Here is a 21,638-nt window from a genome sequence, read left to right as displayed (position 1 = left end):
GCTTGAACCACATGTGAGACGAAATGCGACTTGGATTCATCGGGACGGGCATCATCACGCAGGCAGTCGTTACCGGCTTGCTTCGGTCTGGCGTTTCAATCGACCCTATTTCACTGTCGCCCCGTAACGGCGAAATTGCCGCGAGGCTGGCGGCACTCGACGGGCGAGTGCAGGTCTGCGCAAGCAATCAGGAAGTGCTGGAGACGTCCGACGTTGTGTGTCTTGCGGTCATACCGCAAATCGCTACCGGCGTGTTGAGCGAACTTCGCTTTGACGCACGACATCATGTCATCAGCTTCATTGCAGGCATTCCCTTAGATGAGGTGCGGCGGCTTGTTGGCAGCGCTGGAAGCAAGGTCGTGCGCGCCATACCGCTGCCGGCAGTCGCCGAGGGCAAGGGAAGCACGGCAATCTGCCCTCCGGACGCGATTGCGAAGTCTCTGTTCTCGGCGCTTGGCGAGGCAGTCGAAGTTGATGACGAGCACAAGTTCGACGCACTGTCGGCAGTGACGGCGACCATGGCGAGCTTCTTTGCGGTCCTGGAAGCGCAGGCATCATGGCTCGTTGGTCAAGGGCTCGATTACGATGCCGCCCGCTCATTTCTGTCGGGCTACTGTGTCGGTCTCGCGCACGATACGACCCGCGGCGGAGAACCGTTCACGGCGCTGATCGAGCATTGCATGACCCCGGGCGGCATCAATGAACAGGTTCACACCGAACTATTGAAGCGCGGTACCTATTCGCACTTCGGCGACGCTCTGGACCGGGTTTTGACAAGACTTGAAGTTCGCGTGTAGTACGCCACGCGGGGAGTGAAGCGATTGCGGAGCCGGTCTTGCCTCGGGTTGACCTCTCTTGCCAGTGAGCGATAACGCTCGCAAACTTATTTCTTGCCTCGGAGGCTCTCCTCGCACGGGGCGTGGCCGCGCATTGCACCGAGCCATGGGTCTGCATTGACGTGCAGCCCTGGACCGATCCGCGCATTTCCGCTTGAAAGGTCACAACGATGCAAAAGAAGCATTTATTCGCTGACAGGCTCCTCGCTCAAATGCCGTCGCTGCGGGCACTGCGATGCTTTGTCACCGCGGCGCGCTACGAAAGCTTTACTCAGGCGGCAGAAGTACTGTGCGTGACCCAGGCGGCAATCAGCAGGCAAATCAAGGAACTCGAGGAGTCACTCGATGTGGCCCTCTTTGAGCGCAGCGGCAGGCATATTGCGCTCACGGACGCAGGGCGCATTCTGTACAACGCGTCCTACCTGTCGATTATGAACATCGCGGAAGCGGCTGAGGCTGTGCGTCGCTGTGACAAGCACGCGTTGACTATTTGCGTCTCGCATACCTTCTCAGCGCTGTGGCTGTCGTTCAGGCTGCCTTCATTCCGCAAGAGGTTTCCCGATATCCGACTGCACGTGATGGTGACCGACCATTTCATGGAGTTGGACGAACTCATGGAACCCGACGTCATTATCACCAAGAACCCGCCGCGCGAGCCGGAGTACGACATCGAGCCGCTCTTTCACGACGTGGTGTATCCGGTCTGCAATGAGTCGTTCTTCGAGCGTCATTACCGCGGACGGTCGGTGAAACCACTTGACCTCCTGACCCATCCCACGTTGAATCTTTCGTTGCTGGGTCGCGCCCAGGTGTGTGAGCACGTTGACTGGCGCGTGTGGCGAAACTGGTTTCAGCAAGGCGATGGCTCCGACAGACTGGTCGAAAGCGAGCATCTGGAGAGCAACGACTACCGGCTCCTTGTATCGCAGGCCGAAGCAGGCGAGGGCACTTTGCTCGGCTGGCATCATCTTGTGCATCGGCAGGTCGAACAGGGGCGTCTGATTCGACCGGTGCAGGATGCGCTCGAATTCCACGACCGTCATCACTATCTGATCACGCACAAAAACGCAAAGCGTCGACCGGAGTACCTGCAGTTCCGTGAATGGCTCGGTGAGGAAGTCGGCGCGATGATGCGCGAATGGCGAGGTGTCGAAACTCAAACGACCTGAGCAGTTCCGTCGGTGCACGACGGTGCTGGTCGACTTCAGAAGCGTTAAGGCAGGCAGTTCCATGTTTAGCGACCCCAACCATTCCAAAGCCGGAACCGCGCGGCAACTTCAGTTTGGAATCACGCTATTGCCGAACTCGGCGTTGGCCGCTACTTAGCGTGTAGGCAAAAAGATCATCAGTTGATTTGCAATGCTTCCACAAAGGAAAACCGAGAAGTCACGGGTGTTCGACACACAGGCTTTCCCATTTAATCAAACAATGGAACGACAGAAAATGACGACCGGGCATATGGGTGATGCATCGCTTCTTTTTGGATTGAACGTGAAGAACGGGCGCCGTTGGTATTCGATTGACGAGCGTGACTGGCAGCCGATGAAGATTGCGGAAACGGTGCTTCCCGGCTTCTTCTGGATTCCTGTCGCCGATGACGAGAGTGGCGCGTGGAGCAGCTACTGGATGCGTCTGCAACCCGGGGCGCATTCATTCGAGCATCAGCACGACTCGACCGAGCTGGTTGTGATTCTGGAAGGTGTGTTCACCGATGACGACGGCGCTGATTTTCTTCCGGGGCAAGCGGTGTCCTACCCAGCCGGCTCGCGGCATAGTACTTCCTCGAAAGACGGCTGTACGGTACTGGTCGTTGCGCACACGGGGTCGACGATAGTTGCTCGATCGCAAGACACGCATGCCTGAATCACGGGAACCAGTCACAACAGGGAGTAGACCGATGCTGAACACTTCACGAAAGTTCGTTGTCGCGGGGCTGACTGCCGTGGCGATGTCACTCGCGAGCAACCCGTCCTTTGCACAGGAGATCGTCAAGATCGGCGTGTCGGCCCCGCTGACCGGAGCAGGCGCGGCCAACGGGAAGGACATCGAGAATGGCGTGCGCCTCGCCATCGAGGAAGCTAACGCCCAGCATAGAAGCTGGGCGGGCAGGAAGTGCGCTTCGAGTTGAACTCCGTCGATGACCAGGGCGATCCGCGCATTGGCGTGCAAGTGGCTCAGAAGCTGGTCGACGACGGCGTGGTGGCGGTGGTGGGCTACTACAATTCGGGAGTCGCGCTACCCGCGTCGCCGATATTTGCAAAGGCCGGGATTCCGTTGATAGACCCCGCGGCGACAAACCCGGCTATAACCCGACAGGGCCTGAACAATGTATTTCGTATCATCGCCACCGACGCGCAGAACTCCGGGAATGCAGGAAAGTACGCCGTGACCGTGACCAGGGCGCAACGCATTGCGGTGATGGACGACCGCACGGCATTTGGCCAGGGGGCGGCGGATGAATTCAAAAAGGCCGTATTGGCGGCTGGCGGACACATCGTCGCGTCGGAATACACCAATGACAAAGCCGTCGAATTCAACGCGCAACTCACGAATATCAAGTCGGCGAACGCTGACCTTCTTTACTTTGCGGGCCTCGATAATCAGGCCGCACTCCTGACCAAGCGGATGAAGCAACTCGGTATGAAGACACAGTTCGTAGGCAGCGGCGGTATCGCTGACAGTATCTTCATCAGCGTTGCGGGCAGTGCTGCGGAGGGCGCCATGGCATGGGAGTACGGACGGCCCGTCGAGGCGCTCCCTCAGGGCAAGGCGTTCGCGGAAAAATTCAAGAAGAGGTTCGGTGCAGGCACGTTGACTTATGCACCGTTCGCGTACGACTGCGCCTGGGTGGCTATAAACGCCATGAAACAGGCGAATTCGGCAAAGCCCAACGTGTTCATGCCTGCGTTACGAACGACCCAGTACGACGGCATCACGGGCAAGATTGCGTTTGACTCGTACGGAGACTTGAAACACCCGACTTCAACGCTCTATCAGGTCAAAGGCGCCAGGTGGATGCCCGTGACAACCATAAGCGCCGAGTGACCTGGTTAGGGGATGTTGCTGAAACCATGCGTCACGTTTCTGGCATTCACTCATGAGCGGGAAGAAAACTAATGCCCATGGCGGTGATGGATGTCCGGGAAATGCGGATGCCTGTGCGTAACGGGTTCGTGCCGATGCGCATGGGTGTGCGGTTCCTTTCCATCCCAGGGAAAGTCATGCACGTGCTGATGATGTTCGTCGTGGCGATGCTTGTGATTGTGTTCCAGCGGGTCATGCGTATGAGCGTGCTCGTGGCGCTCCCGCAGGTGCAGCCAGACACCCAATGCCATCAACGCGGCCGCCACCCAGAACAGAAGCGGCGGTACTTCAGGCCATAGGATGAGCGACAGCGCGACGCCGAACAGCGGGGCCACCGAGAAATAGGCCCCCGTTCGAGCCGTGCCGAGGTTGCGCAGCGCGACGACGAACAGCGCCAGGCTCACGCCATAGCCGGCAAAACCGGTCAGCATGGCCGCTGCTACGGTCGTGGCGCCCGGAAAATGAGCATCCAGCAATAGCGCGATACCGAGATTTACCGATCCCGCGACCAGTCCCTTCAGGCAGGCGATGACTGTTGCATCATGGGTCGAGACCTTGCGCGTCAGGTTGTTATCGATTGCCCAACAGGCACAAGCTCCGGCGACCAGCAATGCACCGAGCGGGATGCCGGCTGCGCCTGGATGCCACGACAACGCCACTCCGCCCGCGACGATTGCCACCATCCCCAGGAAGACCTGCAGGTCGACGTTCTCACGAAATACGACCCACGCGATAACGGCCGTCAGGACGCCCTCGAGATTCAGTAACAGTGAAGTCGTCGCGGCGGGTGTCCTGCTGAGGCCGAGCATCAGCAGAGCAGGCCCGGCGATGCCGCCAGCGACAATTGCCCCGAGCAGCCAGGGGATTTCCGCTGCCTGAATGCGGCGCTCGTTCCGGCGCTCGTGGGCGTTCCGTTTCAGGCGCCGGATAAGTATCGTCGCAGCGAGTCCCAGACCGCTTCCGAGATAGAAGAGCCCGGCCACCATGAACGGCGAGAGTGTGCCGAGCAGGCTCTTGGCGAGCGGCGTCGTGGCGCCGAACAGCGCGGCTGCGAGTAGCGCCGTGAAGGCGGCATTGAAACGTGCGTTCATGAAACAACGTTCTCTGTTGAACGGCGATAGGTGGACAGTCTTTGGGCAATGTGTACGACGGCTCGGTCGCAAGGCGAACAAGCCGCCAGTTTACTGCCGCCCGTGAGCGCGTGGACGAGGGGCACGATACCTGGTTTCTACGTAGAGCGGAACTGCACCAGCAATATTCAGTGAGCGGTCGATCTCGAAAGGTCTGAATGCAACCTGATCGACTCGCGGTCTTGGCCTGCGTGCGTTGCTTGACCTTTGTATGACGTACCCAAAATGTCCGGTCAGACTCTGTTCTTCGAGTTGGCGTACGCGTCAGCTCGTCAGGTCGTCCGGCACTTTGCCGCCGTTCTCGGCGAGCTTCTGCATGAGCTGTTTGTGCAACCACATGTTCATCGCCGCCGAATCTTCCGTGCTGCCGGTGTAATGGAGTTCGGACGCGAGTTCCTTGCGGGCGGCCAGACTGCTGTCGAGCCCAAGCAGCTTGAGCAGATCGACAATCGACGTTCGCCAGTTCAATTTTTCGCCGCTGCTTTCCTGCATTTTGCCGAGGACCGCCTCGACGTCGACGGCCGGCATCGGTGTGACCGGCGGCTGTGAATTTCCTGCTGCGGCAGTCGACGGCGTCGGCTGCGTTCCGGCCGGCGCCGTCGCGCTGCCGGGCGCCGCGGCGGCGGGAGCAGCCGCGCCGGCCGTCGCGCCGGAGCCGGTGTTTGCGGGATGGTCGTGCGGGAAGATCTTGTTGACGATGCTTGAGAAGATGCTCATTTCTCGCTCCTGGTTCGGGGCCGGTCAACGCGGCCGGCGCTTCAGGCGCGCAACGGCCATGCCCGTCAATCCACTGGTTCGAGTCCCGCGACACAGGGAACGGCGATTCACTGGTCATACGTTTTCAAGCCCGGCCGCTGCCTCGACACTCAAGCCAAATTTGCAAAGAATCGTCATCCTAACGAGTTGGATTCGTGGGACCTTGGCAGGCGCAAATACATTACGCAAGGCACGGGGTTTGCTGAACTTTGACCACTCAACGGAGAGAGGGAGGTTCAAATGGCTGAGTCTTTTCAAACCACCAGTTCGGGTTCCGCCGATGCATCGCGCGAAGACAGCCTCGCGGCAAGGTCCAACGGCAATGACGAAGCACATGCACGCGGCACCCTCAAACTTTCCGAACTGAAGGACAAGCTTGCCGGTGCGCAGGATGTCGTCAAAACGAAATATCGCGTCGTGTCGGAAACGACCGACGATTTCGTTCACGACAGTCCGTGGAAGGCGGTGACGATGGCGCTGATCGGCGGGCTCATCATCGGTATGCTGGCTGCCCGGTAGCTACCACCAAGGTTCCGCATGCGATCGATCCATGCCACCGCACCGCAGCGCGATGGCATGGACGGTCAAAACACCTGCAATGACCTGAGCGCTATTGCATCAGTGCTCGCTCGGCCGGATGGCGGGATCGTCCTCGATCACGTCACGCGTCGCCGACCAGTACGGCTGCCGGTTGTAGTAGCTGTAGGTCGTTTCGCCCCAGGTCCGATCGGCCATGGCGGGCCAGTGATCCTTGTCGAAGCCCGGGTCGTCCTTCAGACGCTGCGCCGTAATGTCGACGAAGAAGCACTTCTGGTCGGTATCGAGAGTCAGCGCACTCCATGGAATGGCGTGCAGGTTGGCTCTCATTCCGAGAAAGCCGCCTTCCGACAGTACGGCGTAGGCGATGCGTCCGTTGCGAACGTCCAGCATGATGTCGGAAATCTTGCCGACGTGTTCACCGTCCGAAGACATCACCTTGGTGCCGTCGAGCGTCGCCGCAGCCATGACGTCCGGCCCCGGACCTTCGCCAATACCGCCGCCGACGATTTTCGCTCCGCCTCGAGTGGCGCCTTGCGGGTTGATTGAGCCCATCTTTCACCTCCTTAACGAAAAGGGTGCGCTTTGGAGTGCGCAAGCCACGTGCCCACCATGGGGCGGCGCGAGGCGCGGCACGGCGAGCATGGCATTGGGTGAAAGTGACAAAGAGATGCAACCGGTGACGCAGCGAGCCGACGCTCGCCGCGTTTAGCGCGACAGCAGTGCGACCGTGGCAATGCCGAGAATGGTCATGATCAGCGAGGCGCCCACGTGAATGGCGATCTCGCCGGCGGCCCAACCGACGCGGCCGTCCTGCAGATGCTGCACGACTTCGGCGGAGAAAGTGGAGAAAGTCGAAAGGCCGCCCATCATTCCGGTGATCACGAACAGCCGCCACTCGGGCGCGATTTGCGGCGCGCGCGCGAAGCCTGCGACGGCCACGCCGATCACATAGCCCGCAATCACGTTGGCCGTGAAAGTGCCGAGCGGCAACGACGGAAAGAGCCCGTTAAGACGAAGGCCGAGAAACCAGCGGCATAGCGAACCGAGCGCGCCGCCGATCGCGACCGCGAATATCGACAAATACATGAGTGGGGCCTGGCGAAACCGGAAGTCAACAAGCCGGGCTGAGCGGAAGCACGCGATGCCGCTTCCGCAGGGGGCCGGGAAAGCGGGCATCGTCAGCACGAGGCGGTGAGCGGAGCCTGCCATCTTCAGCGCGCGAGTCTAACATTCGCGGCTCCAGGGGGACAGGTCGCGGGGAGCCGGCATCGCATGCGCCGGCGGCGCGTTAGCCGAGGCTTTCGCGCTCCGGCGTCGCGGAAATCTTGTGGATCGACAGATCGGCGCCGTTGTATTCGTCCTCCTGGTCGAGCCGCAGACCCACCGTCAGGCGGATCGCGCCGTACACGAGCGTGCCGCCAAGCGTCGCCACGACGATGCCGCCCAACGTGCCGATCGCCTGCGCACCGAACGATACGCCGCCGAGGCCGCCGAGCGCCCGCAAGCCGAAGATGCCGGCCGCAATGCCGCCCCATGCGCCGCACAGGCCGTGCAAAGGCCAGACGCCCAGCACGTCGTCGATACGCCAGCGGTTTTGCACGCAGGTGAACATATAGACGAACAGCGCGCCCGCGATGCCGCCCGTCACCAGCGCGCCGAGCGGATGCATCACGTCGGAGCCCGCGCAGACGGCGACCAGCCCGGCGAGTGGCCCGTTGTACGTGAAGCCGGGGTCGTTGCGGCCTGCGAGCCACGCCGTCAGCGTGCCGCCCACCATCGCCATCAGCGAATTGACGGCGACGAGGCCGCTGATCTTGTCGACCGTTTGTGCGCTCATCACGTTAAAGCCGAACCAGCCGACCGCCAGCACCCACGCGCCCAGCGCGAGAAACGGAATATTCGACGGCGGATGCGCGGCGATGCCGCCGTCGCGCTGATAGCGGCCGTGGCGGGCGCCGAGCAGCAGCACGGCGGGCAGCGCGACCCAGCCGCCGAACGCGTGCACGACGACCGAGCCCGCGAAATCGTGGAACGGCGCGCCGAACATCTGGCTGATCCAGCGCTGCACGCCGAAGCGCTCGTTCCACGCGATTCCCTCGAAGAACGGATAGACGAAGCCGACCAGCACGAAGGTCGCGAACAGTTGCGGGTTGAACCTGGAGCGCTCGGCGATGCCGCCGGAGACGATGGCGGGAATCGCGGCGGCGAACGTCAGCAGGAAGAAAAAGCGCACTAGCGCATAGCCGTTGTGCGCCGCTAGCGATTCGGCGTCGCCGAAGAACTGCACGCCGTACGCGATCGTATAGCCGATGAAGAAATAGGCGATGGTCGAGACCGAGAAGTCCACCAGAATTTTGACCAGTGCGTTAACCTGGTTCTTCTTGCGCACTGTGCCCAGTTCGAGAAATGCAAATCCCGCGTGCATCGCGAGCACCATCGCGGCGCCGAGTAGAAGAAAGAGGGTGTCGGTACCGGTTTTCAAGCTTTCCATCGATTTTTCCGCTTAGGCCAAAAAGACGGGCCTCGAACGCAAGAAGCGGGCCAAACAAGTGCTTTTCGGCTTACAACAGGTGCAGATGGGCACTGAATTGGCACGTGACGAGACCTTGCAAGGAATTCTGGCACCGGACACGCACCTTGGTGGGCCGCTACGCACAATAAAAGTGCGTGAATGTTCCGCCTTGGTTCGTGTTACTCGTTCTTTGCCGAAGCTTTGCAAACAGCTTGCGCACGCCGCGCGGCGTGCCGGTCGTTGTCACTCGGGCCGCGATCTCCTGCGCTTGCGCCATCGCGGGGCGAAACCATGGCCCAAGGCGTGCCTCTTTGTTTCCGCGGCAAACGTCGACATAATGTGCAGTCCCGTGCACGATCCGCCGGCCAAAAACACCTCCAATGCGCACGCATGCGACTTACGACTAAAGGCCTGTTGCTGATCGCGATTCCGGCGGTCTTCGAACTGGCGCTCCTGTCCGGGCTGGTCAAGGCGCAGTCCGATGCGGCCGACGCCGAGCGCTGGGCGGTCCGTGGCCAGGAGGTGATGCGCCAGACCATCGCGATTCTCGACCCCGTGCTCGGCGAATCCGTTGCGCTGCGCGGCGCCGTGCTCGCTGACGACAATCGCTTCCTCACGCCGCTGTCCGCGTGGGTGGCTGTGGATCGCCGCATCGATCAGCTCGCGGAACTGGTGTCGGACAATCCGGCCCAGGTCGAGCGCGTCGTTCAGGTGCGCCAGGCAGTGCAGGGCTACCGCCAGTGGTCCGATCGCATTCAGGACATGTTGCATTCGGGCCGGCGCAACGACGTGCTTGACCGTTTTGGCGCGCTGGCCCAGGCCGACGTGCTCGACCGCTTTCGTCAGCAGGTGGCCGCCTTTCAGGCGGAAGAGCGGCGCCTCGACGCGCTGCGCTCCAGTGCCGCCGATGCCGCCCGCGAACGGCAGCAGACGCTCGTCGTTGCCGCGGTGTTCGGCTCGCTGCTGTTTGTGGCGCTTGCCGTGTGGCTTTTCACGCGCGGTGTGCGCGGCCGGCTTGCGCTGTTGTCGGACAACGCCGGGCGCCTTGCGGGCAACGAACCGCTTGCGCCCATCGAGCCGGGCCACGATGAAATTGCACGGCTCGATCTGACCTTGCATGAGACGAGCCGGCGTCTGCTCGAAGCCGAGCGCATCCAGGCGCGTTTCCGGGCCGATCTCGCGCGCCGCGCGGACGAACTCGCGCGCATCAATGAGAGCTTGCGGCAGCAGACGCAGGAAAACGAGATGTTCATCTACAGCGTGTCGCACGATTTGCGTGTGCCGCTAGTCAACCTCCAGGGCTTCTCGAAGGAACTGATCCGCGCGTGCGAGGAACTGCGCGCGGGCGTGAGGGAATCGTCGCTCGCGCTGCAAACGCGGCAGCGCATCGAACGGGTCGTCGACGAGGACATTGGCGAAGCGCTGCATTATTTGCAGACGGCCGTGCTGCGCGCGTCGCACATCATCGACGCGTTGTTGCGGCTGTCACGCATTGGCCGCGTCGAATACAAGCAGCAGAAGGTCGAGGTGCGCGATATCGTGCCGCGTGTGATCGACGCGATGCGCGGTTCGATTCGCGCACGGCGCGCGCAGGTGAAGGTGGGAGAGTTGCCGGCCGTGTGGGGCGATGCGACCGCGCTCGAGCAGGTGTTCGCCAATCTGATCGGCAATGCGGTGAATTATCTGGACCCATCGCGCGAAGGCAGGATCGAGATCGGCACGACGCCCGCGCCGCCCGGCGTGCATTCGCTACGGATCTTTTATATCCGCGACAACGGTCTCGGCATTCCGGAAATCGCGTTGCCGCGGCTTTTTAATGCATTTCAACGGCTGCACGGCACGGCGGCCGCGGGTGAGGGCATCGGCCTTGCGCTCGTACGCCGCGTCGTGGAGCGGCACGGTGGACGGGTGTGGGCGGAATCGGCCGAAGGCGTGGGCACGACGTTTTATCTGTCGCTGCCGGAGGCCAGCGCGCGGACGGCGTCAGCGGCCGCGGATACGCGTGCCGCACCCGAAGCGGCGAACGACCACGCGATGGACAAGCAGGGGAATGTGCGCATGGGCCCGTGAGGGCCGTACCGAGCGAGTGGGAATGGCGGCGATTGGCTACCTCTGACTCGGCGCTAGCGGCACCGGGGGCACTGGGGATACCGGGAGTACGGGGGCACTGGCGAGCGTGAGCGCGCTAGTCGGCGGAAAACAGCGCCAAACGTCAAAAAACAGCGCGCTAATCACCGTCACTCAGCAAGAAGCAAAAAGCCGGCGCGACTTGAGCAGCTTGCTGCCGCGAACCGACCAGTAGCAGCCACACGCAAGCAGCATCCCGACGACGATCAGCACTTCTTTCAGCGTGGGGCGCAGGCCGAGCAGGCCGTCGAGCGCGAACACGCAGCGTGCGACGATCAACAGCGCCGCCCACAGCGAGCAGGCGGCTTGTACCAGCATCCGCATGCCTGCGAGGCGCCGCGCCCGGTTTTCGCGGGACCAGCCGGCCGGCATGCGTGCGCAGCGAAAAGCAATCGTCATCAATATGACGGCCAGAATGACGATCCAGTCGGTCAGTTCCATCGAAAAGCGCTCCCAAAGTCAGCCCGTGACTATAGGAAGGCCCTCCGATGCGAACCATAGGACGACTCTCAAATGCCGCGCGGGCTTGCGATAGCCGCGCGCGGCGCTTGAACCAGCTCAAAGTTCGATACGCGTGCCAAGCAGAACGAGGAACTGACGCAGCCACTCAGGATGTGCGGGCCACGCCGGCGCGGTGACGAAGTTTGCGTCGGTGATCGCGGCGTCGACCGGAATGTCGGCGTAGTCGCCGCCGGCCAGTTTCACCTCGGGCGCGCAGGCCGGATACGCGGAAATGCGCTTGCCGCGGATCACATCGGCGGCGGCCAGCAGTTGCGCGGCGTGACAGATGGCCGCGATCGGCTTGCCGGCCTCGGCGAATTGCCGCACGAGTTCGATGACTTTCGGATTGAGCCGCAGATACTCGGGCGCGCGTCCGCCGGCGATTGCCAGTGCATCGTACTGACGCGGATCGGCATCTTCGAACGACGCGTTCAGCGTGAACAGATGGCCGGGCTTTTCCGTGTAGGTCTGGTCGCCCTCGAAGTCATGAATCGCCGTCTTGATCCGCTCGCCTGCTTTCTTGTCCGGACACACCGCGTCGACCACATGTCCGACTGCCTGCAGTGCCTGAAACGGCACCATCGTTTCATAATCCTCGGCGAAATCGCCGGTGAGAAACAGAATCTTCTTTGCCGCCATCGTATGCCTCCAGTTGATCAACGGAACACCGCGAACGCTCGATTGCGCCCAGCCAGTCTACCGCACAACGTTTGACAGAACCGCGACTGCGCTCGCCGCGTCGATCTACTTTGCATTAACCCGTTGCGCGGCGCTCGAGCGCAACGGCGTATGATGGGCGCGTTTTCGTCAGCCAGGCCGCCTCGCGCGGTTAAAATACACACATGATTTCATCTATCCGTTCGCCGTTGCTGCGCCGTGCCGCTGTTGTCCTCTTTGTGTTCGGCGGTCTCGCCGCGTGCCAGAAGAACGACGCATCGGCGGGGCAGGTTGCCGGCAAGCTCAACGACGTGGCGCAGGCCGCCAGCCAGAAGCTCGATCAGGCGGCAAGCTACGTCGGCCAGAAGGTCGACGAGACCAAATCCGCCGCGCAGCAGAATATCGACTCCGCCTCGGCGCCGTCGGTCACTGTCGACCCCAACGCACTCGCTTCGAGCGCACAAGCCAATCTGCAAAACGCCGCGAGCACGGCCAACGCGCAGCTCGGCAAAGCCGCATCGCTGACGGGGCAGAGTCTGGAGACTGCGGGACGCAAGCTGCAGGAATGGTCGGCGCAGAGCACGGCTTCGTCGACGAGCGCCGCGGCTTCGTCGTCAGGATCGAGCTATACCGGCGACGCGCAGAAGCAGATGGACAAGTGACATGCGCACGTGCCCGTTTGATTCGCTGCGTCGCATCGCGGCGCGTGGAAGTCATTTGACAGTGCCGATAAATGTAATTACGATGGTTACACATTGCCGTCGCGGGGCGGGTCGTCGTGAACACGAGTAGCCGGTTTGCATTTGCGGTGCATGTGCTCGCGTTGCTGTCGTTGCAGGAGGGCACGCCGCTTTCGTCGGAGATGATTGCGGGCAGTGTGAACACGAATCCCGCGCTGATCCGGCGGCTTTTGACCATGCTCGCGGAGGCGGGTCTGACCACCTCCCAACTCGGTGCGGGCGGCGGCGCGCTGCTCGCACGGGCGCCCGCGCAGATTTCCTTGCTCGACGTGTACCGCGCGGTGGACGACGCGCAACTGTTCGCGCTTCATCGCGAGGAGCCAAATCCGGCGTGCATGGTAGGGCGCAATATTCAGGTGGTGTTGCGCGGAATCATCGACGAAGCGCAGCAGGCCATGGAAGCCTCGCTCGCGCAGCGCACGCTGGCCGACGCCACGGCGGACTTGCGGCGCGCCGAGCGCTCGCGAGAGCGCAAACGGCGGTCGCACGCGTGACTAAAGTACCGTTCGCCGTATGAGGTAATGCGGTATGCGGCGCGTGTGCTTCGAGTCTGTAAGCATGCGCGTCGGTTCAGCAATGAAGACGGGGGCTACGCCCCTCTTTTTTCCCGCATATATGTAATCAAGACAGTTACATATATGCTTATGACAGGAGCATTGAAATGAGCAAACAGTTGAAGATCGCGTTGTTTGGCGCAACGGGTATGATTGGCTCGCGGATTGCGGCGGAAGCGGCCCGTCGCGGGCATCAGGTGACGGCGCTGGCGCGCAATCCAGCTCGCGTGCCGGCCGACGTGCCGAATCTGAAAGCGGCGCAGGCCGATTTGCTCGACGCGGCGAGTGTCGGCGCGGCGGTGCGCGGTCACGACGTGGTGGCGAGCGCCTACGCGCCGCCGCAAGACGATGTCGGCGTGCTGGACAAGGCGACCCGCGCGCTAGTCGAAGGCGTGCGCGCGGCAGGCTTGAAGCGGCTCGTCGTGGTCGGCGGCGCGGGTTCGCTTGAAGTCGCGCCGGGCAAGCAACTCGTCGACACGGAAGGCTTTCCGGACGCCTACAAGCCGGTCGCGCTCGCTCATCGCGACGCGTTCGGCTACTACCGCGGCGTCGCCGATCTCGACTGGACGTTCTTCGCGCCGGCCGCGCTCATCAGCCCAGGCGAGCGCACCGGCACGTTCCGCACCGGCACCAACTCGCTCATCGCCGATGCGCAGGGCAACAGCCGCATTTCCGCCGAAGATTACGCAATAGCGTTCGTCGACGAACTGGAGCAAGGGCGTTTCATTCGTCAGATCGCGACGGTCGCTTATTGAGCGTGAGCCTGTTGCGCGGGTGCGGGCGGGCCGGCGCGCGGGCCCGCAACGCGACAGGCATTGTGAGCGGTCCTTCATCCATGCCGCCCGCATGAATTCATGCAAGCGTCCTAACAATCGGTTACGCATGACCGGTTCCCGGCGGTGAAACTGAGGCTACACTGGCGGCTCCCCGTTTTTTTCACGGATTGCCATGCAGTCATGCCCGTCGCGGCGTGAGTCCGAGGCTGCGCCGTCAAACGGCGGGCGCTCGTCGATTCACGCTGTATTTCGTCGTCTTGCATTTCGTCGCCTTTCCGACCGCATCGGATGCTCCGTCCGCAGCGGCGCGCACGCGCGCGCGCCTGGCCCCGCCTGGCTGAACGCCTGGGCCGTCGCGATCTGCACCATACTCATTCTTTGCGCCGCGTGGATGCCCGCCGACGCGCAGGCCGCCGGCACCGGCACCAGCACCAGCACGCCCGTCATTCCGGCCTTGCAGAGCCTGATCAACAGTGCGACGGTGGGGCCCGCTTCGGCCGTGTCCGGCGCCTCGGCTGCAGACGCGGCGTCGGCGTCTGCGGCGGCGCCGTCGCCCGCAAGCCAGGCGGAAATCTCGCGCTCGCTCGACAGCGTCATTGCCACACTCGACAATGACCGGCAGCGCACCGCGCTCGTCGCGCAACTGAAAAAGCTGCGCGATGTATCGCGAACCGTCGGTCCAATCGCGCCGGTACCCGCGCAACCGAGCCCCGGCTTGCTCGGCGCGATCGCGTCGGGCATCGCGTCGTTCGAATCCGACATGCACGAGGGCCGCACGCCTGTGCGTTACTGGGGCGGGCGTTTTAACGCAGCCGGCAACGAGCTTTACACGATCATTTCAGGGCAGGGCCACGAAAGCCTCGGCCGCATTCTGCTCTCCATGTTTGCGATGCTCGCCGGCTGGGGCGCATGCGCCGGCGCGCTGATCTATTTGCAGCAGCGGCTCTACCGTCGCATGGGTATCGTGATCGGACTCAATCCGAATCCGACCACGCGGGAGTTGCTGATCTTCGCGCTGCGCCGCGTCGGGCCGTGGATCATTGCGTTCGTCGCCGCGCTGCTGTTCGTGCGCGCCATGCCCGACGCGCTCGGCCGCACGCTCGGCATGGTCGTCGCGTATGCGATTGTCGCGGGCGCGGTATTTTCGGCGATCTGTCTGATCATGTTTTCGCTGTTCGGCTCGGGGCACCGGCGAATCGCGGTGCGTCTGCTGATCGACCATGCGCGGCGTCTGCTGTTCGTGGTCGGAGTGTGCGGCGCGCTCGGCGACGCGGCCGTCAATTACGACGTCGCCCACCAACTCGGCACGAACCTGGCCGCGATGATTTCCACCGCCGCTAATATGACGGCCGCCGTGCTCACCGGCTATTTCGCGCTCGCGTTTCGCAGGCCGGTCGCGCATCTGATCCGCAACCGGCCCTACGAGCAACGCAACGACCACAAGGCCGCGACCGATGCCTTCGAGGTGCTCGCCGCGCTCTGGCACATGCCGGTTCTCGTGCTGGCGACGGCCTCGGTGGCTGCCACGCTGGGCGGCTCGGGGTCGAGCGAAAACGTGCTGCAGATCTCGGTGGTGACCGCGCTGCTGCTGGTGCTGGCGTTTTTCCTGTCGGCCATCGTGCTGCGCATGACGCGTCCGCGCAGCCCGCGCGCGCGTCGGCGCTCACCCTATCTGACACGTTTGCTGCGTTTTTGCGGCACCCTGCTGACACTGTTCATCTGGCTATTTTTCTTCGAGCTGGCGGCGCGTTTGTGGGGCGTATCGCTCGCCGCGGTCGTCGAGGAAAACGTCGCGGCGCGCGGCATCGCGCATGCGGTGACGGCGATCATCGCCACCGTGTTCATTGCGTGGCTGCTGTGGATTCTCGTCGACACCGCGATCACCGAGGCGCTCAATCCAGGCAGTGCGCGCAACAAGTCGCGCAGTCCCAGTATGCGGGCTCGCACGATGTTGCCGCTCGTGCGCAATGTGCTGCTCGTGACCATCATGACGATCGCCGGCATCGTCACCGCGGCGAACCTGGGCATCAACGTGACGCCATTGCTGGCGGGCGCGGGCGTGATCGGCCTCGCGATCGGCTTCGGCGCGCAGTCGCTCGTGACCGACCTGATCACGGGGCTTTTCATCATCATCGAAGACACGATTTCGGTGGGCGACTGGATCGACGTGGACGGCGGCCACGCGGGCACGGTCGAGCATCTGTCGATTCGCACGGTGCGGCTGCGCGATGGTCAAGGCGCGATCCACGCGATTCCATTTTCGCAGATCAAGATCGTCAAGAATCTGTCGCGCGACTTTGCTTACGCGGTGTTCGAGGTGAGGATGTCGTTCGCCACCGACGTCGATGAAATCACGCAACTGATTCGTGAAGTCGGCGCCGATCTGATGGCCGACTTCCGTTACCGGCGCGAGATGCTCGGGCCGATCGAGGTGTGGGGTCTCGACCGTTTCGATCCCAACTGGATGGTTGTCAAAGGGCAGATCAAGACGCGGCCGCTGCAGCAATGGAGCGTGGCGCGCGCATTCAATCTGCGGCTCAAGCGCAAGATGGACGAAGCCGGCATCGAGATTCCGGTGCCGCAGATGCGCCTTTTCACGTCGTCGAAGGATAGTGAGGGGCAGCCTTTACAGGACGATCCAATGCCTGACGTAGCCGGGCGCGAGCATGAGCATGAGCACGCCCAGGAGCACAGGCATCAGCACGTCGAGAAAGTGCAGCCGATGCGGACCGGGCATCCAACTGTTGTGGTGGCGCGCGATGTGTCACATGAGCCACGTCCGGCACCGCCGCCGACCGGCCAGACTGCGCCGATCCCGCCGCAGATTCCCACGGCGGGCGAGGGCGGGGGCAAGAGTTGATTATTGGACGGGGCTGCGCCAGATGGCGTGAGCGCGGTCAAGCGCTCAGCCGTTGACCGACGAGCGCTATCAGACAAGCGCGGGCGCGGCGCGTACGACATCGTTCACGTGCGTGCCGATCCGCGCGCCCGGAACGCCGTAAATATGCAATGACACGGCCGGCGCATCGCTGCAATTTCCCAGCCGATGAATGCCGCCGCGGCCGCCGCGCACGAACGACACTGCGCCGCATTTGCGCGACTGCGTGCGGGTGGCGCTTGCGCACTCGTGCGAGTCATTCCACTCGAATACGGTCTCATTCAACGCGCCGTCGATCACCGCGTATCCGCACCATGTGTGGTGTGCGTGCACGGGGCTCGCCTGGTGCGGCAGCCAGACGAGCGCGGCGATCGCATAACGGCCGTGCGGATCGGCGGCGAGCAGATGACGCCGGTAGTTATCGAGCGATCCTTCGCGTTGCTCGCGCCGGAGCAGTTTCGGGTCGGCAGCGGCTTGAGCAAGCGCGATTCGCATGCTGCGCGCGAAGAAGGTCGAATGCGACGGATCGGGGAAACTTGCGCAGCTTTCAAAGATGGCGTCGAGCGCGTTGCAGAGCCTTGCGAGAGGCTCGTGGTGCTCGGCGGGCTCGGTGCGCGTCAGCGTGTCGTGTCGATCGTTCGGCGCGATGAATTGATCGGGGAGACGGTCAAACGAACGGTCGTAGCTCATGGTCGTTGAACGGCAGGCCTACTGCCGATAAGTTTTTGTGGTTCGGACATTTATACCGTTTTGTCCGGAGAAAGAGTTTCCATATAATTCCCCTCACAATCTGAAAAGTAGAATAATTTCCTAAAGGGGCGAGACGATGGGAATGGATATCATCGACCGGAAGCTGTTGGAGTTGTTGCAGCAAGACGCGACCATGCCGATTGCCGAGTTGGCGCAGCGCGTGAACCTGTCGCAGACGCCATGCTGGAAGCGGCTGCAGCGTCTGAAGGAGGCGGGCGTGATCCGCGCGCAGGTCGCGCTGTGCGATGCCCGCAAGCTTGGTGTCGGCACCACGGTGTTCGTCGCCGTGCGCACCAATCAGCATACGGAGGCCTGGGCGCAAACCTTCACGCGTGCCGTGCAGGACATTCCCGAGGTGGTGGAGGTGTACCGGATGAGCGGCGAGACCGACTACCTGCTGCGCGTGGTCGTCTCGGATATCGACGACTACGACCGGGTCTACAAACTGTTGATCGCCGCCGTGCCGTTATACGACGTGAGTTCGAGCTTCGCGATGGAGCAGATCAAATATTCGACGGCGTTGCCGGTGCGGCCCGCGGCGTTGGTGTAACGCTGAGCTTCAGCCGGGCACGGTTTGCCCGGCCATGGCTACGCCCTTGGCCGTGCGCCTGGACAGGCTCTTCCCCTCTGCAGACTGCAAGCCGAGTGCAAGCTGTCGCAGCGTAGAATGCCGCCTTCTCCGCTATCTTCCGCGACTGCCTCGCGATCCGAGCCGCCTCATGAACAAACCGCCGCGCAAGAAAAATCCGACCTTCGGCATTGCCGTGTTTATCGTGGTCGCGGTACTGCTGGTGATCGCCACGCTTTTCTACAACGCGATCAAGGAAAAGCGCGATTTCGACAATGAAAATGCACCGTCGGTGTCCATTTCATCGGGCGCGGCCGCAGTGACTGCGACGAGCGCTGCGGCTACTGCAGCCAAACCTGCAAGCGGCACGGCACAGTGAGGTGCGGCGGTCATCGTGCGTGACCGCCGGTAATGGTGTCGTGGGTTGTGGCAAATGGTCGCCCAGTTGTCGCGACGCGTGTCGCGTGCCGCGCGTAAGCGCCCCTAGTCCGTGTGTCGGCGTTGCAATCAGCGTCACACAGCGTCACGCGGCGTCACTCATCCGGCAAGCGAATCACGCTCGCATCCTTGCGGATCAGCGTCGCCGCCGCGAGCATCTGCTTGCATTGATGCGCGAGCAGTTTCATGTCATGCGCCGCATCCGCCGAATAGTCCTGCGATTTTTCGGCCGCGACGACCATCGTGTCTAGTTCGCGCGTGAGCTGTTTGATCTGCTCGCTGTGGTCGGCGGGCGGCGCATTGCCTGCCTCGGCTTCCGTGAGATTGTCGCGTACGACGCCCAATGCGCGTTGCAGCGCTTGCAGCGATACGCTGTCGGCCTGTTGCGCGGACGTGCGCAGCAGCGGTGCGGCCGCTGTGATCTGCGACGCGAGCACATGGCTGCGCAGCAGCAGGTCGTTGAGTTCCGGCACGAACTTCTGTGCGGACTTCGGCTCCAGCATCATCCGCTGAAACGCCTGACCCAGATTAGCGAATGCGACATGGACGTTCTTGCGCGCGAGCCGGTAACGATAATCGCGATCGAGTGCGGTCGCCGCAGCGGCGGCTGCAGGCGATGCGCCGGCGACCGGCTTTGCCGTCCCGTTGACGGGTGCGGTGGCGCCTGAGCCGGCGACCGCGCTTACTCCGGTGCCGATCTGTGCATGAGCGCCCGCGCCGGCCAGAGCGCCGGCTTGCAAGCTGGCTTGAGTCCCCTCATCGAGGGCTCTACTTGTAGCAGCAAGCGCGGGCTTACCGAAGTCGATTGCCGGATCGGCCATCGCCGCAAGCGGCGCGCGCGCGCCGGCTTCCGTCACCGTGGCGACAGCAGCGGCTGCCGGCTTGCCGCTCCACCACCAGCTCGCTTCGAGAAACTGGCGCGTTGCGCCGATCATGTTGTTGACGAGCTTGCCCATCAAACGATATTCCCAGTACGGGAACAGGTGACTCGCGGCAATGGCGATCGCGCAGCCCACCACCGTGTCGATCGCGCGTTCACCGATGATGCGCATGCTGCCCGGCGCAAGCAGATGGAACATCAGTAGAACATACGACGAAGTGAACACCACGCTCGCCGTGTAATTGAACAGCAGCAGGCTGTAGCTCATCACCATCGACGCGAACATCACCACCAGCAGAATGTGCGGCTCCTTCACGAAGATCATCAGCGCGATGCTCGCCGCGCAGCCGATCAGCGTGCCGACGATCCGCTGCCCATTGCGCTGTTTGGTCAGCGAGTAGCCCGGCTTCAAAATGATGACCGTGGTCATCACGATCCAGTACGCGTTGGTGAGCGGCAGCACGCGGCCGAGCCAGAAGCCGACCGCCACCGCGATCGTCACACGCAGTGCGTGACGGAAGCTCGGCGAGGCCATCGTCAGATTCGACAAGATCTGGCCGAACGGCACACGGCGGCTCGACACGAAACGGTTAAGCGCCTGGTCGAGGCGCAGTTCGGTCTCCGTCGTGCTCGGATCGCTCGACAGACTCTTGCGCATCTTGTCGATCAGACGCGTGGCGCTCCAGATGCGCCGGAACGTGGACGAGACCGCCGAATAAGCCTCGGGATTCTTCGCCGGCAGTTCCTGCTTGCGCATCACTTCGATCTCGAACTCGATTGCGCGCAGCTCGGCCTTTACATTCACCCGAGCGCGGGGCGCATGGTTCTGCAAGACAGCAAGCCCGATTTCCTCGAGATCCGCGGCGGCTTTTCGAATCAGGTCGCGGTAGAACACCAGCAGATCCGTGCCGCCGAAGGTGTTGCGCACGAGCGGGTAGTCGGTATGTGCGCCAACAAAAAGCTCGTGCAGATCGACCGTGTTGATGAACAGGTTGAACAGCATCGCGCGGCGCGGTTCGAGCTTGCCGCTCTTGAGCTTGGGTAAATTGCGCAACACGATGTCGCGCGCCGCGTCCTGCCGATCCACTGCCGCAATCTGCTTGTCGACGAGATTGCGATAACACTCGTCCAGATCGTTATCGAGGTCGTAGAACGCCGCGCGCGCAAGCAGATAATCGGCGCAGGCAAAGACGCTTTCGGCCAGCGCCTGCTGCTCGATGCGGTGCATCATCCAGCGGCTCACGGCGGTTGACCAGTACGTGTACCAGAGACCGCCCACCAGAATCCACGACGCGTTGACGAGCGCCTGCATGGGCGTGAAGTGCTCTTCCAGCGTCATGATCATCATGAACAGCGTGGCAAAGCTGATCTGCGGCCAGCGGTTGCCATACACCACGATCAATGAAAGCAGGAACGTGAGCGGCACGACGGTGCACCACAGCGCCACCGGATTCACGGTGGCAAGGCCGGTGGCGAGCGCGGACAGAAAACCGATCACCGAGCACGCCAGCATCTCGTTGTGCTTGTACTTCAGCGGACCCGGCATATCGACGACACACGCGCCGAGCGCGCCCGTCGCAATCGTGAAGCCGAGGTCCCGATTGTGAAACACGATCAGGCACAGCACCGCAGGTAAGGACACACCAACCGCGATGCGCAGGCCGCCATAAAAGTACTGGCTGTAAAGGAATTTTTTTATTTCAACCGAATAGCGCATCGACTGCCTGTTTCATTCACTGACAAAAAGCGGTTGAAGGCACAAGCCCGGGGACAGCCCCAAGACTGCCGACGAGTCTAACTGATTTTGCGTCTGATCTGACCTCGTCCGTTCGGCCAGGTTCTGCGCGGCGAGCGCCTTTGTTATGCTGTCGCTTCACTGTCCGCCGCGGCTCGCGCGTTTGTCGCGAATGC

General features: G+C 62.5%; 20 protein-coding genes and 1 pseudogene. 12 read left to right on the top strand and 9 right to left on the bottom strand.

Translation table 11 applies throughout. From position 1 onward, the window contains the following. The first annotated feature begins 23 nt into the window (after window positions 1–23). The 4 genes and pseudogenes from C0Z16_RS24395 to C0Z16_RS24380 all read left to right on the top strand — a co-directional run bounded on the left by C0Z16_RS24395 (window position 24) and on the right by C0Z16_RS24380 (window position 3,881). Window positions 24–797, top strand: a complete 774-nt coding sequence (locus tag C0Z16_RS24395) for a pyrroline-5-carboxylate reductase (RefSeq protein WP_102634634.1) — start codon at window positions 24–26, stop codon at window positions 795–797. Between the two features lie 209 nt (window positions 798–1,006). Beyond that, window positions 1,007–2,005, top strand: coding sequence for a LysR substrate-binding domain-containing protein (locus tag C0Z16_RS24390; protein WP_102634633.1), 999 nt, complete (start codon window positions 1,007–1,009; stop codon window positions 2,003–2,005). Between the two features lie 223 nt (window positions 2,006–2,228). Further along, a complete protein-coding gene (locus tag C0Z16_RS24385; RefSeq protein ID WP_244201338.1) occupies window positions 2,229–2,699 on the top strand; it encodes a cupin domain-containing protein in 471 nt (156 codons plus the stop codon). Window positions 2,700–2,733: 34 nt separating this feature from the next. After that, window positions 2,734–3,881 (top strand): annotated as a pseudogene (locus C0Z16_RS24380) (branched-chain amino acid ABC transporter substrate-binding protein). Between the two features lie 68 nt (window positions 3,882–3,949). Here the strand turns inward: C0Z16_RS24380 and C0Z16_RS24375 are convergent. Then, window positions 3,950–5,011, bottom strand: a complete 1,062-nt coding sequence (locus C0Z16_RS24375) for a DMT family transporter (protein WP_102634631.1) — start codon at window positions 5,009–5,011, stop codon at window positions 3,950–3,952. A gap of 303 nt (window positions 5,012–5,314) precedes the next feature. Then, window positions 5,315–5,767 carry a DUF3597 domain-containing protein gene (locus C0Z16_RS24370; RefSeq protein WP_102634630.1) on the bottom strand — a complete coding sequence of 151 codons (453 nt, stop codon included), beginning with the start codon at window positions 5,765–5,767 and terminating at the stop codon, window positions 5,315–5,317. Between the two features lie 279 nt (window positions 5,768–6,046). On the opposite strand from C0Z16_RS24370, the gene C0Z16_RS24365 reads away from it, so the two are divergent. After that, complete coding sequence (locus C0Z16_RS24365; RefSeq protein WP_102634629.1) at window positions 6,047–6,325, top strand: DUF883 family protein; 279 nt, start codon at window positions 6,047–6,049, stop codon at window positions 6,323–6,325. A 99-nt stretch (window positions 6,326–6,424) separates the two neighbouring features. Here C0Z16_RS24365 and C0Z16_RS24360 read toward each other — a convergent pair whose 3' ends face one another. The 3 genes from C0Z16_RS24360 to C0Z16_RS24350 form a co-directional block, all read right to left on the bottom strand. Continuing rightward, window positions 6,425–6,898 (bottom strand): PRC-barrel domain-containing protein, encoded by a 474-nt coding sequence (locus tag C0Z16_RS24360; protein WP_102634628.1) that lies wholly within the window; start codon window positions 6,896–6,898, stop codon window positions 6,425–6,427. A gap of 153 nt (window positions 6,899–7,051) precedes the next feature. Next, entirely contained in the window at window positions 7,052–7,432 is a 381-nt protein-coding gene (crcB, locus tag C0Z16_RS24355) for a fluoride efflux transporter CrcB (RefSeq protein WP_102634627.1), read from the bottom strand. Between the two features lie 202 nt (window positions 7,433–7,634). Then, on the bottom strand, window positions 7,635–8,837 hold the full coding sequence (locus C0Z16_RS24350; RefSeq protein ID WP_102634626.1) for an ammonium transporter: 1,203 nt from the start codon (window positions 8,835–8,837) through the stop codon (window positions 7,635–7,637). Window positions 8,838–9,248: 411 nt separating this feature from the next. Here C0Z16_RS24350 and C0Z16_RS24345 point away from each other — a divergent pair, with 411 nt between their 5' ends. Then, window positions 9,249–10,928: a sensor histidine kinase gene (locus C0Z16_RS24345; RefSeq protein ID WP_102634625.1), complete on the top strand. Its 1,680-nt coding sequence runs from the start codon at window positions 9,249–9,251 to the stop codon at window positions 10,926–10,928. Window positions 10,929–11,099: 171 nt separating this feature from the next. Here the strand turns inward: C0Z16_RS24345 and C0Z16_RS24340 are convergent, their stop codons facing one another. Then, a complete protein-coding gene (locus C0Z16_RS24340) occupies window positions 11,100–11,426 on the bottom strand; it encodes a hypothetical protein (protein ID WP_102634624.1) in 327 nt (108 codons plus the stop codon). A gap of 117 nt (window positions 11,427–11,543) precedes the next feature. Then, window positions 11,544–12,125 (bottom strand): DJ-1/PfpI family protein, encoded by a 582-nt coding sequence (locus C0Z16_RS24335; protein ID WP_102634623.1) that lies wholly within the window; start codon window positions 12,123–12,125, stop codon window positions 11,544–11,546. Between the two features lie 203 nt (window positions 12,126–12,328). Here C0Z16_RS24335 and C0Z16_RS24330 point away from each other — a divergent pair, with 203 nt between their 5' ends. The 4 genes from C0Z16_RS24330 to C0Z16_RS24315 all read left to right on the top strand — a co-directional run bounded on the left by C0Z16_RS24330 (window position 12,329) and on the right by C0Z16_RS24315 (window position 17,073). Continuing rightward, the gene (locus tag C0Z16_RS24330) at window positions 12,329–12,805 is read left to right on the top strand and encodes a hypothetical protein (RefSeq protein WP_102634622.1); all 477 of its coding nucleotides are present in this window, start codon (window positions 12,329–12,331) and stop codon (window positions 12,803–12,805) included. 116 nt (window positions 12,806–12,921) lie between these two features. Then, window positions 12,922–13,377 carry an Rrf2 family transcriptional regulator gene (locus tag C0Z16_RS24325; protein ID WP_102634621.1) on the top strand — a complete coding sequence of 152 codons (456 nt, stop codon included), beginning with the start codon at window positions 12,922–12,924 and terminating at the stop codon, window positions 13,375–13,377. 167 nt (window positions 13,378–13,544) lie between these two features. Next, a complete protein-coding gene (locus C0Z16_RS24320; protein WP_102634620.1) occupies window positions 13,545–14,192 on the top strand; it encodes an NAD(P)-dependent oxidoreductase in 648 nt (215 codons plus the stop codon). A gap of 193 nt (window positions 14,193–14,385) precedes the next feature. Further along, entirely contained in the window at window positions 14,386–17,073 is a 2,688-nt protein-coding gene (locus tag C0Z16_RS24315; RefSeq protein ID WP_102634619.1) for a mechanosensitive ion channel family protein, read from the top strand. A gap of 69 nt (window positions 17,074–17,142) precedes the next feature. On the opposite strand, the gene C0Z16_RS24310 is transcribed toward C0Z16_RS24315, so the two are convergent. Then, the gene (locus C0Z16_RS24310; protein WP_102634618.1) at window positions 17,143–17,781 is read right to left on the bottom strand and encodes a cysteine dioxygenase family protein; all 639 of its coding nucleotides are present in this window, start codon (window positions 17,779–17,781) and stop codon (window positions 17,143–17,145) included. A gap of 136 nt (window positions 17,782–17,917) precedes the next feature. On the opposite strand from C0Z16_RS24310, the gene C0Z16_RS24305 reads away from it, so the two are divergent. Further along, entirely contained in the window at window positions 17,918–18,391 is a 474-nt protein-coding gene (locus C0Z16_RS24305) for an Lrp/AsnC family transcriptional regulator (protein WP_102634617.1), read from the top strand. Window positions 18,392–18,560: 169 nt separating this feature from the next. After that, window positions 18,561–18,788 carry a hypothetical protein gene (locus tag C0Z16_RS24300; protein ID WP_102634616.1) on the top strand — a complete coding sequence of 76 codons (228 nt, stop codon included), beginning with the start codon at window positions 18,561–18,563 and terminating at the stop codon, window positions 18,786–18,788. Between the two features lie 154 nt (window positions 18,789–18,942). Here the strand turns inward: C0Z16_RS24300 and C0Z16_RS24295 are convergent, their stop codons facing one another. Further along, complete coding sequence (locus tag C0Z16_RS24295) at window positions 18,943–21,444, bottom strand: FUSC family protein (protein WP_102634615.1); 2,502 nt, start codon at window positions 21,442–21,444, stop codon at window positions 18,943–18,945. Window positions 21,445–21,638 lie beyond the last annotated feature (194 nt).

Origin of the sequence: Paraburkholderia rhynchosiae (assembly GCF_002879865.1) — a bacterium.
GTDB classification, from domain to species: domain Bacteria; phylum Pseudomonadota; class Gammaproteobacteria; order Burkholderiales; family Burkholderiaceae; genus Paraburkholderia; species Paraburkholderia rhynchosiae.
The sequence above is the reverse complement of the archived record's forward strand: the minus strand, read 5'-3'. Positions and strand labels throughout refer to the sequence as shown.

Excerpts from the sequence above, each read along its gene's own strand:
- C0Z16_RS24395 (WP_102634634.1), top strand. The coding sequence starts at position 24 with ATGCGACTTGGATTCATCGGGACGGGCATCATCACGCAGGCAGTCGTT.
- C0Z16_RS24365 (WP_102634629.1), top strand. The coding sequence starts at position 6,047 with ATGGCTGAGTCTTTTCAAACCACCAGTTCGGGTTCCGCCGATGCATCG.
- C0Z16_RS24320 (WP_102634620.1), top strand. The coding sequence starts at position 13,545 with ATGAGCAAACAGTTGAAGATCGCGTTGTTTGGCGCAACGGGTATGATT.
- C0Z16_RS24305 (WP_102634617.1), top strand. The coding sequence starts at position 17,918 with ATGGGAATGGATATCATCGACCGGAAGCTGTTGGAGTTGTTGCAGCAA.
- crcB (WP_102634627.1), bottom strand. The coding sequence starts at position 7,432 with ATGTATTTGTCGATATTCGCGGTCGCGATCGGCGGCGCGCTCGGTTCG.
- C0Z16_RS24340 (WP_102634624.1), bottom strand. The coding sequence starts at position 11,426 with ATGGAACTGACCGACTGGATCGTCATTCTGGCCGTCATATTGATGACG.
- C0Z16_RS24375 (WP_102634631.1), bottom strand. The coding sequence starts at position 5,011 with ATGAACGCACGTTTCAATGCCGCCTTCACGGCGCTACTCGCAGCCGCG.
- C0Z16_RS24310 (WP_102634618.1), bottom strand. The coding sequence starts at position 17,781 with ATGAGCTACGACCGTTCGTTTGACCGTCTCCCCGATCAATTCATCGCG.
- C0Z16_RS24315 (WP_102634619.1), top strand. The coding sequence starts at position 14,386 with ATGCAGTCATGCCCGTCGCGGCGTGAGTCCGAGGCTGCGCCGTCAAAC.
- C0Z16_RS24300 (WP_102634616.1), top strand. The coding sequence starts at position 18,561 with ATGAACAAACCGCCGCGCAAGAAAAATCCGACCTTCGGCATTGCCGTG.
- C0Z16_RS24330 (WP_102634622.1), top strand. The coding sequence starts at position 12,329 with ATGATTTCATCTATCCGTTCGCCGTTGCTGCGCCGTGCCGCTGTTGTC.
- C0Z16_RS24360 (WP_102634628.1), bottom strand. The coding sequence starts at position 6,898 with ATGGGCTCAATCAACCCGCAAGGCGCCACTCGAGGCGGAGCGAAAATC.
- C0Z16_RS24345 (WP_102634625.1), top strand. The coding sequence starts at position 9,249 with ATGCGACTTACGACTAAAGGCCTGTTGCTGATCGCGATTCCGGCGGTC.
- C0Z16_RS24370 (WP_102634630.1), bottom strand. The coding sequence starts at position 5,767 with ATGAGCATCTTCTCAAGCATCGTCAACAAGATCTTCCCGCACGACCAT.
- C0Z16_RS24350 (WP_102634626.1), bottom strand. The coding sequence starts at position 8,837 with ATGGAAAGCTTGAAAACCGGTACCGACACCCTCTTTCTTCTACTCGGC.
- C0Z16_RS24335 (WP_102634623.1), bottom strand. The coding sequence starts at position 12,125 with ATGGCGGCAAAGAAGATTCTGTTTCTCACCGGCGATTTCGCCGAGGAT.
- C0Z16_RS24390 (WP_102634633.1), top strand. The coding sequence starts at position 1,007 with ATGCAAAAGAAGCATTTATTCGCTGACAGGCTCCTCGCTCAAATGCCG.
- C0Z16_RS24295 (WP_102634615.1), bottom strand. The coding sequence starts at position 21,444 with ATGCGCTATTCGGTTGAAATAAAAAAATTCCTTTACAGCCAGTACTTT.